The sequence below is a fragment of the Nonomuraea turcica genome (assembly GCF_030718205.1).
In the GTDB taxonomy this organism is placed as follows: Bacteria; Actinomycetota; Actinomycetes; order Streptosporangiales; family Streptosporangiaceae; genus Nonomuraea.
In genome coordinates this window covers 15,224-29,684 of sequence record NZ_JAUZQF010000047.1, presented here as the reverse complement: position 1 = coordinate 29,684, position 14,461 = coordinate 15,224, and the positions used below count along the sequence as shown (strand labels likewise).

At 70.1% G+C, this 14,461-nt stretch carries 13 protein-coding genes; 7 read left to right on the top strand and 6 right to left on the bottom strand.

The window, feature by feature from the left end; all coding sequences use genetic code 11:
- Positions 1-6: 6 nt before the first annotated feature.
- Positions 7-819, top strand: a complete 813-nt coding sequence (locus Q9G87_RS57450; RefSeq protein WP_305925144.1) for a HipA family kinase — start codon at positions 7-9, stop codon at positions 817-819.
- Complete coding sequence (locus Q9G87_RS57445; protein WP_305925143.1) at positions 816-1,193, top strand: DUF3037 domain-containing protein; 378 nt, start codon at positions 816-818, stop codon at positions 1,191-1,193. Before Q9G87_RS57450 ends, Q9G87_RS57445 begins: the two co-directional genes overlap by 4 nt.
- Here Q9G87_RS57445 and Q9G87_RS57440 read toward each other — a convergent pair.
- The 4 genes from Q9G87_RS57440 to dxr form a co-directional block, all read right to left on the bottom strand.
- The gene (locus tag Q9G87_RS57440) at positions 1,190-2,032 is read right to left on the bottom strand and encodes a GNAT family N-acetyltransferase (protein WP_305925167.1); all 843 of its coding nucleotides are present in this window, start codon (positions 2,030-2,032) and stop codon (positions 1,190-1,192) included. The genes Q9G87_RS57445 and Q9G87_RS57440 overlap by 4 nt on opposite strands.
- A 72-nt stretch (positions 2,033-2,104) precedes the next feature.
- Positions 2,105-3,667 (bottom strand): alpha/beta hydrolase, encoded by a 1,563-nt coding sequence (locus tag Q9G87_RS57435; RefSeq protein ID WP_305925142.1) that lies wholly within the window; start codon positions 3,665-3,667, stop codon positions 2,105-2,107.
- Between the two features lie 195 nt (positions 3,668-3,862).
- Entirely contained in the window at positions 3,863-5,026 is a 1,164-nt protein-coding gene (gene ispG, locus Q9G87_RS57430) for a flavodoxin-dependent (E)-4-hydroxy-3-methylbut-2-enyl-diphosphate synthase (RefSeq protein WP_305925141.1), read from the bottom strand.
- A 39-nt stretch (positions 5,027-5,065) separates the two neighbouring features.
- On the bottom strand, positions 5,066-6,256 hold the full coding sequence (dxr, locus tag Q9G87_RS57425; protein ID WP_305925140.1) for a 1-deoxy-D-xylulose-5-phosphate reductoisomerase: 1,191 nt from the start codon (positions 6,254-6,256) through the stop codon (positions 5,066-5,068).
- A gap of 196 nt (positions 6,257-6,452) precedes the next feature.
- On the opposite strand from dxr, the gene Q9G87_RS57420 reads away from it, so the two are divergent.
- Entirely contained in the window at positions 6,453-7,448 is a 996-nt protein-coding gene (locus Q9G87_RS57420; protein WP_305925139.1) for a trypsin-like serine peptidase, read from the top strand.
- 55 nt (positions 7,449-7,503) lie between these two features.
- Positions 7,504-8,628 carry a trypsin-like serine peptidase gene (locus Q9G87_RS57415; RefSeq protein WP_305925138.1) on the top strand — a complete coding sequence of 375 codons (1,125 nt, stop codon included), beginning with the start codon at positions 7,504-7,506 and terminating at the stop codon, positions 8,626-8,628.
- A gap of 19 nt (positions 8,629-8,647) precedes the next feature.
- On the opposite strand, the gene Q9G87_RS57410 is transcribed toward Q9G87_RS57415, so the two are convergent.
- Positions 8,648-10,075 (bottom strand): aldehyde dehydrogenase family protein, encoded by a 1,428-nt coding sequence (locus tag Q9G87_RS57410; RefSeq protein ID WP_305925137.1) that lies wholly within the window; start codon positions 10,073-10,075, stop codon positions 8,648-8,650.
- A gap of 291 nt (positions 10,076-10,366) precedes the next feature.
- On the opposite strand from Q9G87_RS57410, the gene Q9G87_RS57405 reads away from it, so the two are divergent.
- Complete coding sequence (locus tag Q9G87_RS57405; RefSeq protein ID WP_305925136.1) at positions 10,367-10,990, top strand: TetR/AcrR family transcriptional regulator; 624 nt, start codon at positions 10,367-10,369, stop codon at positions 10,988-10,990.
- Here the strand turns inward: Q9G87_RS57405 and Q9G87_RS57400 are convergent.
- A complete protein-coding gene (locus tag Q9G87_RS57400) occupies positions 10,947-12,575 on the bottom strand; it encodes a PucR family transcriptional regulator (RefSeq protein WP_305925135.1) in 1,629 nt (542 codons plus the stop codon). The two genes, Q9G87_RS57405 and Q9G87_RS57400, sit on opposite strands and share 44 nt — an antisense overlap.
- 113 nt (positions 12,576-12,688) lie before the next feature.
- On the opposite strand from Q9G87_RS57400, the gene gabT reads away from it, so the two are divergent.
- Together gabT and Q9G87_RS57390 are read left to right on the top strand one after the other, a co-directional pair.
- A complete protein-coding gene (gene gabT, locus Q9G87_RS57395; RefSeq protein WP_305925134.1) occupies positions 12,689-14,017 on the top strand; it encodes a 4-aminobutyrate--2-oxoglutarate transaminase in 1,329 nt (442 codons plus the stop codon).
- 208 nt (positions 14,018-14,225) lie between these two features.
- Positions 14,226-14,426 (top strand): hypothetical protein, encoded by a 201-nt coding sequence (locus Q9G87_RS57390; protein WP_305925133.1) that lies wholly within the window; start codon positions 14,226-14,228, stop codon positions 14,424-14,426.
- Positions 14,427-14,461 lie beyond the last annotated feature (35 nt).

The window sequence follows — 14,461 nt, the reverse complement described above, 5'->3', positions numbered from 1 at the left end:
CGTGTCGTGCTGGATAAGATCGCAGCCACCCGTTATGTGACCCCGCTGCGGGAGGGCGGGTCGCTGCCCGGCGTCGTCGAGGCCGACGACCTGGGCACCTACGTCGTGAAATTCCGCGAGGCGGGTCAGGGCCGCAGGGTGCTGGTCGCCGAGATCATCGCCGGCGAGCTCGCCCGCCGGCTCGGGCTCAAGACCCCCGAGCTCAAGCTCATCGACCTCGACCCGCAGCTCGGCATCCGGGAGCCGGACGAGGAGGTCCAGGACCTGCTCAAGGCCAGCACCGGGCTCAACCTGGCGGTGGATTTCCTGCCGGGCGCGCTGGGGTTCGATCCGCTGGCGTGGACGGCTGACCCGGTGTTCGCGGCGCGGGTGGTGTGGTTCGACGGCCTCATTCACAATATCGACCGGAGCTGGCGCAACCCCAACCTGCTGGTCTGGCACCGCGAGACCTGGCTGATCGACCACGGCGCGTCGCTCTGGTTCCATCACAACTGGCCCACGGCCGATCCGCAGCGCTCGTTCGACGCCGGTGACCATGTGCTGGCCCCGTTCGCCGGCGACGTGGCGGCCGCGGGCGCCGACCTGGCGGGGAAGATCACGCGCGAGCTGCTGGAGACCGTGACGGCTCTGGTGCCGGACGAATGGCTCGACGAAGAGCCGGGATTCGACGACCCGCAGGCGGTGCGGGAGGCGTACGTCGATCATCTGGTGCGGCGGGCGCACGGGCCGCGCGAGTGGCTGGTGCGCGGCGAGGAGCGGGCACAGCCGCGGTCCGGGCCTGGGTCCGTCGGCGAGTTCTGGCGGGGAGGCGCCCGATGACCAGGGACGTCTACGAGTACGCGGTCATCCGCGTGATCCCCAGGGTGGAGCGGGGCGAGCAGATCAACGCGGGCGTGCTGCTCTACTGCCAGCCGCGCGGCTACCTGTGCGCGCGGGTGGAGCTGGATCCGGCCCGGTTGCGCGCGCTCGACCCGACGGCCGACGTGGACGCGGTACGCCGGGCGCTCGGCGCGTACGAACGGGCCTGCGGCGAGGAGGCCGGACCGCTGGAGTCGGAGTCGCTGGGGGGCAGGTTCCGCTGGCTGACGGCGCCTCGCAGCACGATCGTGCAGGCGGGTCCGGTGCACGCGGGCCTCACCGCGGATCCGGACACGGAGCTGGCCCGGCTGTTCGACAAGCTCGTACGTCTCTAAAAGAGCACGGACATGAAGGTGTCCACTTCGACGAAGCCGACCTTACGGTAGACCGCTCGCGCCGAGTGGTTGTAGTCGTTGACGTAGAGGGTCACCACCGGGGCGAAGCACTGCAAGGCGGCCTCGACCACGGCGGCCATGCCCGCCACCGCGTGCCCCTTTCCGCGCAGCTCCGGGTCCACCCACACGCCCTGGATCTGGCAGGCCTGCGGCGTGACCGCCCCCACTTCCGCCTTGAACACGACCTTCCCGTTGTCGATGCGCGCGTAGGACCGGCCGATCCTGATCAGCTCGGCGACCCTGGTGCGGTAGAGCGCGCCGCCGTCGCCAAGGTTGGGCGAGACGCCGACTTCCTCGGTGAACATGGCCACGCACGCCGGCAGCAGGACGTCGAACTCCTCCGGCCGCACCCGCCGGACGAGCGGGTCGGCGGGCACCGGCGGTTTGCGCGAGGTGGCCATGACCGGCTGCGCCCAGCGGATCGCCCTGGCCCGGCCCCAGTAGGGCTCGAGCCGCTCCCACAGCAGGGACACCGCATCCACCGGACCCACGATGGACGAGCAGCGCCGCCCCTGTTTCCGGGCACGGTCGGCGAACGCGTGCACCGCCTCGGGACCGGCGCTGACCGGCACCATGTTGGCTCCCGCGTAGCAGAGTGACACGAGGCCACCGCGCGGCCCGAATCCCCACATCTGCCCGCCGAGCCGCGCCGGATTGAGTCCGACGGCCCGCACTCTGGAGGAGACGAAGACGTTGGCGACCGGATCGGTGTCCAACAGGGCGAGAACCTCGTCCCGGTCGCTGTCGTCAAGCACACGCGACGCCGATGTACGCAGCATCACACGGTCAGACTACGCGAAGGGTTACCGATTAGCTCATCACGCGCTCCTCACGGTAACCCTTTCTTGACGTCATCGTGCTCCAAGCAACCCCGTGAGCACCCCCAGGAGCTCGTGGTGCTGAGCCGGCGCCTGCGCCGCCATGCGGGCGGCCGCCGCCGCATGGGGCTGGGGCAGCGGGTCGCAGACCGCGTCACGCGGCGGCACGGACCCGTCCCGCAGGTACGCCGCCAGATGCCGGTCCACGCACTGGTTACCCGCCAGCGACGCCCCATGGTTGCCGCCCTTGTCGACCACCATGCGCGCGCTGGGGAAGAGCGTGCGCATCCGCAGAGCCCCCGTGTACGGCGTCGCGGCGTCGCCACGGGTCTGGAGCATGAGAATGGGCGGCAGCTGCGACGAGCCCTGCACCTGAACCGGCTTCCCACCGGGGACCGGCCAGAAGGCGCAGGGGGCGTTGAACCAGGCGTTCGGCCAGGTCATGAACGGCGCCTGGCGATGCATCGCGGTCATGTCGGTCCGCCATGTCTCCCATTGGCGCGGCCAGGTGGCATCGCGGCACTGGACGCCGAGGTAGACGGCGTAGCCGTTCTCCTTGGTGGAGTCGCTCTTGCCGTGCTTGGTGTAGATGTCGACCAGGCCCTTCACGTCGCCCTGGCGCACGTAGGACGACCACGCCTGGGCGAAGCGGGGCCACATCCGGTCGCTGTACCCGGCGAGGGTGAAGGTGTCGTCGAGCTCGCTCGGGCCCACGACCCCGCCCGCCGGACGCTCCCGCAGCCGCGTGCGCATCGCGTAGTAGGCGAACGACGTCTGCGTGGGCGTGGCGCCCAGCTTGTAGGTGGAGTGGTGCTTGGCCGTCCAGGCGAGGAACTCCCGGTGCCGGCGTTCGAAGGCCTCGTCCTGGGCCAGGTTCGCCTTGTACCAGACGCCGGTCGGGTCCACGATGCTGTCCATGACCAGGCGCTTGACCCGGTGCGGGAAGAGCGTGGCGTAGACGGCGCCCAGGTAGGTGCCGTACGAGTAGCCCAAGTAGCTGATCTTCTCCTCGCCGAGGGCGGCGCGGATCGTGTCCATGTCCCTGGCCGAGTTCTCTGTGGTCAGGTGCGGCAGCAGCCAGGACCAGAAGTTACCGCAGCGGGTGGCGTAGTCGGAGGCTCTGCCCAGCAGCGCACGCTCCTCGCTCAGCGTGCGCGGGACCGCGTCCGGTCTCGGGGCCTTGTAGTAGACCTCCGGGTCCACGCAGTGCAGCGAAGGCTCGCTGCCGCCGACGCCGCGCGGATCGAACCCCACGATGTCGTAGCGTTCGCTCACCTTGGCGGGCAGCGTCGCGGCCACGTACGCGGTCATGCTCCGCCCCGATGCCCCGGGACCCCCCGGGTTGATCAGCAGCGTGCCGAGGTGGTTGGCGTCACGCGACACCTTGGCCTTGATCCTGTTGATCGCCACCTTGATCGACTGCCCCATGGGCTCGCTGTAGTCGAGCGGCACTCGGACCGTGGCGCACTCGATGCTCGCGTTCACCGGCTTCCCCGCCACCGCCGGACAGGCCCCCCAGGCCACCGGCGCCTGTCTGGCGGCGATGGCCGGCGCCCCGCCGCCGGAGATCGCGACCCCTGCGATGAGCACCGCCATACCGGCGACAACCCTAACTACCCGCTTCACCCGGCCCCCTCACACGTCATAGGCCTTGCGATGCTCTCTGAGCGACCGGGTCGTGACGCTGGGTATGGGGAAATACTTGCCAATCTGTAATCGGCTCGTGGCAAAGAGTAGCGCTACGACGACACCGTCGACGCAGGCCGCAGGGTCCGGCTCATCCTGACCTGATCAGCTGACCGAAACCACGGGACCGGAGTCGTCGTCGAGGTCGACCTCGACGCCCATCTCCTCGGCCAGCCGCAGCGCCTCCTCGATCAGGGTCTCCACGATCTGCGACTCGGGCACGGTCTTGATGACCTCGCCCTTGACGAAGATCTGCCCCTTGCCGTTGCCCGAAGCCACCCCGAGGTCCGCCTCGCGAGCCTCGCCGGGGCCGTTGACCACGCAGCCCATCACGGCCACCCGGAGCGGGACCTTCATGCCCTCCAGGCCGGCCTGGACCTGCTCGGCCAGCGTGTAGACGTCCACCTGGGCGCGGCCGCACGATGGGCAGGAGACGATCTCCAGGCCGCGTTCGCGCAGTCCGAGCGACTCCAGGATCTGGGCGCCGACCTTGACCTCCTCGACCGGGGGCGCGGAGAGCGAGACGCGGATCGTGTCACCGATGCCCTCGGCCAGCAACGCGCCGAAGGCCACGGCGGACTTGATCGTGCCCTGGAAGGCCGGCCCCGCCTCGGTGACGCCCAGGTGCAGCGGGTAGTCGCACTTGGCGGCCAGCAGGCGGTAGGCGTTGATCATGACGACGGGGTCGTTGTGCTTGACCGAGATCTTGATGTCGCGGAAGCCGTGCTCCTCGAACAGCGAGCACTCCCACAGCGCCGACTCCACCAGCGCCTCGGGCGTGGCCTTGCCGTACTTCTGGAGCAGGCGGGGGTCAAGGGAGCCGGCGTTGACGCCGATCCGGATGGGGACGCCGTGGTCGGCGGCAGCGCGGGCGATCTCGCCCACCTTGTCGTCGAATTTCTTGATATTTCCGGGGTTGACCCGGACAGCCGCGCAGCCCGCTTCGATGGCGGCGAAGACGTACTTCGGCTGGAAATGGATGTCGGCGATGACGGGGATCTGGGACTTCTTCGCGATGATCGGCAGCGCGTCCGCGTCGTCCTGGGACGGCACGGCCACGCGGACGATCTGGCAGCCCGACGCCGTCAACTCCGCGATCTGCTGCAACGTGGCGTTGACGTCGGCGGTCACCGTGGTCGTCATCGACTGCACCGAGACGGGCGCGTCGCCGCCCACGGGCACGGTGCCGACCATGATCTGGCGGGAGTGGCGGCGTTCGGCGAGCGGCTTGGGGCGGACGGTCGGGATGCCGAGAGCTACGGAAGACATATCAACCCTTACTGTGACGACGGTTTCAAGTTTATGTAGCTAGCGGGACTGCCCGGCTGTGAGTTCGGCCGCACGGGCACGGGCCCACGAGTCGGCGGCCAGCACCTCGTCCACCGAGTCCGCCGGGGTCACGGAATGCTCCTCGACGACCTTGGCCACGGTGTCGACGATTGCCGGGAACGGCAACTCGCCACGCGTGAACGCCTCCACACACGCCTCGTTGGCCGCGTTGTAGACGGCGGGCGCGGTGCCGCCTTCGGTGCCGACGTGCCTGGCCAGCGCCACCGCCGGGAAGGCCACGTCGTCCAGCGGCTCGAACGTCCACGTGTGCGCCTTGCTCCAGTCGATGGCCAGGGCCGCGCCGGGCACGCGGTGCGGGTGTCCGAGCGCGAGCGCGATAGGCAGGCGCATGTCGGGCGGGCTGGCCTGCGCCATGGTCGAGCCGTCCACGTATTCGACCATGGAGTGGATGATCGACTGCGGGTGCACCACCACCTCGATCCGGTCGAAGTCCAGGTCGAACAGCAGATGCGCCTCGATCACCTCCAGCCCCTTGTTGACCAGCGTCGCGGAGTTGATGGTGATCACCGGCCCCATGGACCAGGTGGGGTGGGCCAGCGCCATCTCGGGGGTGACGTCGGCCATCTCCTCACGCCTCATGCCCCGGAACGGCCCGCCGCTGGCGGTCACCACGAGCCGGCGGACACTGTCCGGGTCGTACGCGCCGGGCCCCGAGGCCCACAAGCACTGCTGCAGCGCCGAGTGCTCGGAGTCGACCGGCAGCAACTGACCGGGCTTGGCCAGCCGCTTCACCAGCGGCCCACCGATGATCAGGGACTCCTTGTTGGCCAGGGCCAGCGTCCTGCCCGCTTCGAGTGCGACGAGCGTGGAGGTCAGCCCGAGCGCGCCGGTGATGCCGTTGAGCACCGTGTCGCACGGCCACGCCGCCACCTGCGCGACCCCGTCGTGGCCGCCGAACACCTCGGGCCGGGCGCCGTGCGCGGCCAGCGCCTCCTTCAGCGCGGGCACGGCCGCCTCGTCCGCCACCGCCACCGCCTCGACGCCGAACTCGGCGGCCTGCCTGGCCAGCAGCTCGACCCGGCCACCTCCGGCCGCCAGCGCCGCGACCTTGAAGCCGCCGGGGTTGGCGGCCATGACGTCGAGGGCCTGAGTGCCGATCGAACCGGTGGAGCCGAGCAGGACGACGGAGCGGAGGGTCTGTGCATGCACGCGTCCATTGTCCCCGCTGTGGAGGGCGGCCGAGCACCGGGTGGAGGACGTACCGAAATCCGCTTACGTATGTGACGCGAGATAACGGAGTCGATTTACGCCGGAATATCGCTATATCGGTATGCGCAAATCTTGAGAAATCTGGATATTGAGGCCGCTACCTTCCAACCCCAAGTCCGGTTTCGGGAGGTACGTAATGCACCGCAGAGTCGCCCTGCTTTCCACCCTCGTCCTCGCCACGGGAAGCGCCGTTTTGCTCCCCGCGACAGCGGCCCAGGCCAACGTCCACCTGCGGCCCAAGCCCGCCCAGCACGCGGCCGCGGACTCGGCGTCCGAGCAGCGGCAGGTCCTCGGGTACTGGACCGAGCAGAAAATGGAGTCGGCCGAGCCGCTGGCCGCCCCGGGTCCCAAGAAGGGCATGAAGCTCGCCACGGCGGCCGAGGGCGCCCCGTGGTCGGCGGCGCCCACCAACGCGTCCGGGAGTGGCCAGGTGTTGCAGGCGGCCAGGAGCGGAGGTGAGCCGTGGACCGGTGGCGGCGCGGTGGTGAAGACCACCGGACGGATCTTCTTCACCACGCAGGGCCGCAACGCCTCGTGCTCGGGATCGGCGGTGACCAGCGCCAACAAGAGTGTGGTCATCACCGCGGGCCACTGCGTGAAGCTGAACGGCGCCTTCCACACGAACTGGGTGTTCGTGCCGGGCTACGACAAGGGCAGCCGCCCCTTCGGCACCTGGGCCGCCACCAAGTTGCTGACCACGCAGCAATGGAACGCCAGGGAGGACATCAACTTCGACCTGGCCGCCGCCGTGGTGGCGCCGCTCGACGGCAAGACGCTGGTCGACGTCGTGGGCGGCCAGGGGGTGGCGTTCAACCAGCAGAGACGGCAGCAGATGTACGCCTTCGGCTACCCGGCCGCGGCCCCGTACGACGGTTCGAAGCTCGTCTACTGCAGCGGCCGCACCTTCGACGACTTCCTGATGTCCGACGATCTCGGCCTGACCTGTAACATGACCGGCGGTTCGAGCGGCGGTCCATGGATGCAGAGTTTCAGCGAGTCCACCGGGCTCGGCACCGTCAATTCGGTCAACAGCTTCAAATACAACTTCGCCACCAACTGGATGTTCGGCCCCTATTTCGGGAATGAGGCCCAGGCGGTATACCAAGCGGCGCAAACTACCGGCGCACTCTGATCGATTCACCGAAAGTAGTCACAAGAACACACGTTGTGGTGCACACTCGGGGGGCATGACCCTGAGCACCCCCCTGCTGGTGGCCGCCCCGCTCCTGGCGGGGCTGATGGGACCCGCGCTCCTCGGCGCGGCTCCCGGCCCACGGCAGGACGACGGCCTTGTGACCACGCCCGTCCCCACCCTTGAGCGCACCCAGGTAGTCGAGCACGTCGCCGCCCGCACCGCCGCCGAGCAGCAGCGCGTGCTCGCCTACTGGACGCCGCAGCGCATGGCCCAAGCGCTGCCGATCGACCTGCTCGGCCTCGTGACGGACGGCCGGCGCCTGCTGCGCGGGCTGCCCGGCGGGGCGGCCCTGAGCAGGACCACGCGGCACCTGATCGGCGCCCCGGCCCTCCCACAGGCGGTCGCCTCCAAGCTGCCCATGCCGAGCCATCAACTGGGCCATCAAGTGGACCGTCAGCTGAGCCGTCAACCGGCGGCCAGGCCGGAGGCGAACACGATCGGCGCACGCTGGATCACGGGCGGCGCCGTGACCAGGACCACGGGACGGGTGTTCATGACGGTGGGCGGGGCCGACTTCGTCTGCTCGGCCAGCACGGTCACGAGCGCCAACAGGGACGTCGTGGTCACCGCCGGCCACTGCGTCAAGGACGGCGTCGGCCAGTGGGCCGCGAACTGGACCTTCGTCCCCGGCTACGGGACCGGTGGCGAGCACCCGTACGGCCGCTACGCCGCCCGCCGCATGTTCGTCGCCGAGCGGTGGTCGCGCGCGGCGGACGACAACTACGACGTCGCCATGGTGGCGCTGGCCACGTCCGGCGGCACGCACGTGGCCGACGCGGTGGGCACGCAGGAGATCGCGTTCAACGCGCCGCGCGGCGGCCAGGCGTTCGGCTTCGGCTACCCCGCCGACCCTCCGTACAACGGCGGCCATCTGGTCTACTGCGCCGGCCGCCTGCGGGACGACCCGCATGGCCAGACCCGCGACCAGGGCCTCGGCTGCGACATGACGGCGGGCTCGAGCGGCGGGCCCTGGATGACCGGATTCGACGCCGGCACCGGCAAGGGCACGATCACGTCGCTGAGCAGCTTCAAGTACAGCGACGATCCGCGCACCATGTACGGGCCTTACCTGGGCGAGGCCGCCAAGACCCTCTTCGACACGGCACAACGCGCATAACCCGCCCTGGCCGAGGAGGTCACAGCGTCAGGCCGGTCAGGACCATGACCTTCTCGTACGTCAGGTCCTCCATGGCCGAGTGCAGCCCCTCGCGGCCGATGCCCGAGTCCTTCACCCCGCCGTACGGCATCTGGTCGGCCCGGTACGACGGCACGTCGCCGATGATGACGCCGCCCACCTCCAGTTCACGGTTCGCCTGGAACGCGGCGTCCAGCGACCGGGTGAACACCCCGGCCTGCAGGCCGTACTTGGAGTCGTTGACCATCGCGTACGCCTCGTCGACCGAGGCGGCGGGCTGGAGGATCATGACGGGGCCGAAGACCTCCTCGCAGACCACCTTCGCGTCGTCCGGCACGTCGGTCAGGACCGTCGGCGCGATCACGGCCCCTTCCCGGGTGCCGCCCGCCAGGACCTTGGCCCCGGCCGCGACGGCCTCCTGGACCCACTGCTCGACCCGCTCCGCGGCGTGCTCCGAGACGAGCGGGCCCACCTGGGTCTTCTCGTCCGCGGGATCGCCGGTGACGAGGCCGGTCACGGCGGGGATGAGGCGGTCGACGAAGGCGTCGTAGACCGGCTGTTCGACGATCACGCGCTGCACGGCGATGCAGCTCTGGCCCGCCTGGTAGTTGGAGTAAAGAGCGATGCGCTGGGCGGCCCAGTCCAGGTCGGCGTCGGCCAGGACGACGGCGGCCGCGTTGCCGCCCAGTTCCAGGGTCACGTGCTTGCGCGGGATCTGATCGGCGATGGCGTAGCCGACGGGCGCGGAGCCCGTGAACGACACCACGGGGAGGCGGGGATCCTGGACCAGCGCGGAGGCACGCTCGTTCTCGATGGGCAGCACCGAAAACATCCCAGGGGGCAGGTCGGTCTCGGCCAGGATCTCGCCGAGCAGCAGCGCCGACAGCGGTGTGGCGGGGGCGGGCTTGACGATGACCGGCGCGCCGACGGCGATGGCCGGGGCGACCTTGTGAGCGACCAGGTTCAGCGGGAAGTTGAACGGGGTGATCGCCAGCACGGGCCCGTACGGCACGCGCGACACGTACGCCAGGCGGCCGGTCGCGGCCGGCTCGGTGTCGAGCCGCTGCACGCCGCCCGACCAGCGGCGAGCCTCCTCGGCGGCGAAACGGAACGTGGCGACCGCACGGCTGGTCTCGCCGCGCGCCCACAAGATCGGTTTGCCGTTCTCGGCCGTGATGAGCTGGGCGATCTCCTCGGCCCGCTCCGCGATCCTGCGCGAAACGTGGGCCAGGGCCTCGGCGCGTACGTGCACGGGCAGGGCGGCGGCCTGCCGCGCCACCGCGTGGGCGGCCGCGACGGCCTCCTCCACCTGCGCGTCAGTTGGCACGGAATGCCTGCCGACCACCCGGCCGTCGTGGGAGTTGGTCACAGTGAGCTCGGTGTCCCCGGTCGCGGGGCGGCCGGCCAGCCAGAAGGTACGCACGTCCATACCTCGACGTTATGCCAAGCCTAGGATCGGGGAATTACACCACGATGCACAAGAGCCTCATGAGCGCTCACCGTTAAGTACAAGCTCCTGGGTATACCCATGATGTAACAGAAGTAGACCTAATTCGGGATGTTTACCATGCGGAGTGGTTTGAGGGATCTCCGCCATGGCTAAGTCATCGGGTGCGGGTCTCCAGCGCGGTGGGCCCCCGACTGAGAAAGGCGTGGGCCCCGTGACCGAACAGCGTGAGGTCACAAGGACACAAAGGTCCTTGGGCACAGGGGGGGTCTCATGACCTCGGCGCCTTTGGGGCTGCAGGGCGCTTACCTTCTGGGTGAGCGCGCCAGCCACGACGAACTTCGTTCCCGCCTCCTCGACGTGGCGGTGAACCTCCTCGAGACCGACGGTCCCGAAAGCCTGACCATGCGCAGGATCGCCGCCGAGGCGGGCTGCACGACGACCGTCATCTACACCATGTTCGGCAACCGGGAGGGCTTGGCGGAAGCGCTCTATCTGGAGGGGTTCGAGCGCTTCCGCCGCCTCCTGGAAGCCGTGCCGCAGCGGCGGAACCCGCTGGAGCACCTCCACGCCCTCGGGCCGGCGTACCGGCAGGCCTGCCTGGCCGAGCCCGGCTACTACAGCCTGATGTTCGAGCGGGCCATCCCCGGCTTCGAGCCCAGCGAGCGTGCCAGGACCCTGGCGCGGGCGGCGCTGAACATCCTCGATCGGGTGATCGCCGACTGCATCTCGGCGGGATACCTCGTCCCGACCCAGCCCCGCAAGATCGCCGACGCGCTGTGGGCGGCGGCGCACGGGGCGATCAGTTTGGAACGCGCCGGTCACCTGCGCGACGGGCGCACCTATGAGGCGGTCACCACGGCGACCATCTGCTGCTACCTGGTGCAGAAGCCGTAGCCTGGAGCGCCAGCCACAGCTCGGCGCGCACACCCGGGTCGTCGAGGTCGCGTCCCAGCAGCTCCGCGACCCGTTTCATGCGGTAGCGCAGCGTGTGCCGATGCACGCCGAGGCGCTGGGCGGCCGCGTCCCAGTGGCCGTTGCAGTCCAGGTACGCGCGCAGCGACTCGACCAGATCGGCTCGGGAGCCGTACTCGGTGAGGGGGGCCAGGAGCGCGGCCGCGAACGCCTGGGCGGCCGATGGGTCGAGCAGCCCGAGCAGACCCTGACCGGCCAGCTCGCCGAAGCGCACCGCCGGCGCCGGGCGGCTTCTGGCCGCGGCCAAGGCGCGTCTGGCCTGGTCGAGGGCGCCTCGCAGGGATGCGGGGTCGTAGCCTGAGCGCAGGCTGATGCCCACCGGCCCGTCCACCTCCAGTGCCACCAGGTCCGCCGCGGCCTCGGGCACGAGGGCGACGGCCATCGGCTCGGTGGCGACGCCGGCGCCCACGGCGTCGTCGAGGATCGCCGTGAAGGCATGCGTTTCCAGCGTGTCGAGCGCGCCGGCGTCCGCCGCGAGCGCCAGCAGCGGCGCCTCGGGCAGCCGGCCTCCGAGCGGCGTCAGCACCGCTTGCGCCTGGTCGGCCGCGCCGGCCAGCAGCAGCGCGAGCACCGCCGAGCGGGCGCGCCGCTCGGCGGCCAGATGGGTTCTGCCCTGCTCCACCGCGAGCGTGAGCAGGGATCCCGCGGCGTTGATCACCGTATGGGTGACGGGCGAGAACGGCTGCTCGGCCCCGACGGCGAAAAATCCGCGCGGCCGCACCCCACCGCCCAGCGGCTGCACCACAATGTGCTCCCCTGGCCCCGACAACGCCAGACTCGCCGGCACCCGGCCCTCTCCGGCGGGCCATCGCACCTCGTGCCCTGGCTCGGCAGGTCGAGCGGGTCCGGGGCGAGGGCCCATCGCGGCACGCTCGCCGGTCCCGACAGGCGCGACCCGCTCGGAACGCCCGCTCTGCGGCTCGGCGCGCTCGGGGGCCGGCGGGCGGCCCGTGCGGAGGCGGGTCAGCTCGGCGGTGACGGCGTGCGTGGGGGCGCCGCGGGTGGCGTGGCGCACCTCGCCGGTCTCGTCGAGCAGCGCCGCCCAGCCGCCGACCTCCTTGGCCAGCCGGTCGATGACCGCGTGCATGCCTTCCGGCCGGAGCGCCGCCCGCGTCAGACGGCCCTGGGCGGCGAAGGCGCGGGTGATCTCCTCGTACTGCTCGGCGGCCAGCAGCTCACTCACCGCCTTGCCGATCGCGATGAACGGCGTCTCGCGCGGCACTTCCAGCAGCGGCAGCCCGGCCTGGTCGGCGGCCTCCACGAGCGCGGGGGGCACCTCTTCGTGCGAGACTCCCACCCCGAAGCCGAGCCCGGCGACCCCGCGCGCCACCAGCCGGGCGACATATCTGGATACGTCGGCTTCCAGGCGCATCCCCGTCGTGAGCAGCAGCTCGTCGCCCTCCAGGTACGGTGTCGGATCGGCGAGCTCGCTGACCGCCACCCAGCGCACCACCGCGGTCAACGACGTGGGACCGGCCAGAAGCCGCAGGCCCATGCGACGGACCACGGTCTGGAGCGTAGGCGGCATTACGGGTTTGTCCATTCCGGCAAAGACGACCACCTCTAGTGTGACATATCGACGTATCGGCGCAGGTAGGTGGCCGCCGTAGCGTCGAAGGCATGAGCATTCCCCAGGAGCGGCGCGTCGTGACCGCCATCCCCGGCCCCAAGTCCCAGGAGTTGCTGGCCCGCAAGCAGGCCGCGATCCCACCCGGTATCGGCACCACCCTCCCGGTCTTCGTCACCCGCGCCGGCGGCGGCGTGGTGGAGGACGCCGACGGGAACTCGCTGATCGACTTCGGCTCGGGCATCGCGGTGACGAATGTGGGCAACGCCGCTCCCAAGGTCGTCGAGCGGGTCCAGCGGCAGGTCGCCGACTTCACCCACACCTGTTTCATGGTCACTCCGTACGAGTCGTACGTCCAGGTGTGCGAGAAGCTGAACGAGCTGACGCCGGGCGACCACGACAAGCGCACATTCCTGGTGAACTCCGGCGCCGAGGCCGTGGAGAACGCGGTCAAGATCGCCCGCCACGCCACCGGCAGGCCGGCCGTCGTGGTGTTCGACCACGGTTACCACGGCCGCACGCTGCTCACGATGACGCTGACGGCCAAGAACATGCCGTACAAGCACCGTTTCGGGCCGTTCGCGCCGGAGGTCTACCGGGTGCCGCTGGCGTACCCGTTCCGCTGGCCGAGCGGGCCGGAGAACTGCGCGGAAGAGGCCGCCGCGCAGGCCATCGACATGATCAACAAGCAGATCGGCGCGGAGAACGTGGCCGCCGTGGTGATCGAGCCCATCGCAGGAGAGGGCGGCTTCATCGTGCCGGCCAAGGGCTTCCTGCCGCGCATCGCGGACTTCTGTGCGCAGAACGGGATCGTGTTCGTGGCCGACGAGGTCCAGACGGGCTTCGCCAGGACCGGCACGTTCTTCGCCTGCGAGGACGAGGGCGTGGTCCCCGACATCATCACCACCGCCAAGGGCATCGCGGGCGGCCTGCCGCTGGCCGCGGTGACCGGCCGGGCGGAGATCATGGACAAGGTGCACGTCGGCGGGCTCGGCGGTACGTACGGCGGCAATCCCCTCGCCTGTGAGGCCGCGCTCGGCGTGCTGGAGACCATCGAGGAGGAGGACCTGGTCGCCAAGGCCCGCCGCATCGGCGAGATCATGCTTCCCCGGCTCAAGGCGCTGCAGGAGCGCTTCGACGTCATCGGCGATGTACGCGGCCGGGGCGCCATGATCGCGATTGAGCTGGTGGAGCCCGGCACCAAGGAGCCGAATCCGGCCGCCGTACAGGAGATCGTCAAGCGTTGCCACGCCGAGGGCCTGCTGGTGCTGACCGCCGGGACGTACGGCAACGTGCTGCGGTTCCTGCCCCCTCTGGTGATCCCCGAGCACCTCCTCGAGGAAGGCCTCGGCATCCTGGAGAAGGCCATCGCCGAACTCTAGAAACCCCCACATATCGGGCATCCGGCTTGCGGCTGGATGCCCGATTTTGTTGGTGTAACGCCGGTCAGCCGGGTAGAGAATTCACCCTGACTTGACGCTCAGCTGGACGATCACGCCCTCGGTCAGGGTTATAACGGATCCGGAATACGGATGGGCGAGGGCTTCTGGAACCGTGATGAACTGGGGTCCGACAAGAACGGCGCGGGATATGTTGACGTTCGACCCTGAGGGCCTGACCTGGGCCCAGCGCGACGGCGATGCTTGTGTTGTCTGCCATAAGAGGTGGCCGCGACCGCGCGTACGCGTGGGCCGGCTGCCCGACGACTCGGCGGTGCTGGCCTGTGGCGACTGCGCCGAGGCCCTGCTGCCTGCGCCGATGGCCACGGTGGTGGCGTTCCCGACCCGATAGCGAGGCGCCCCGGGACAGGGGGAAGGCCCGGGGCG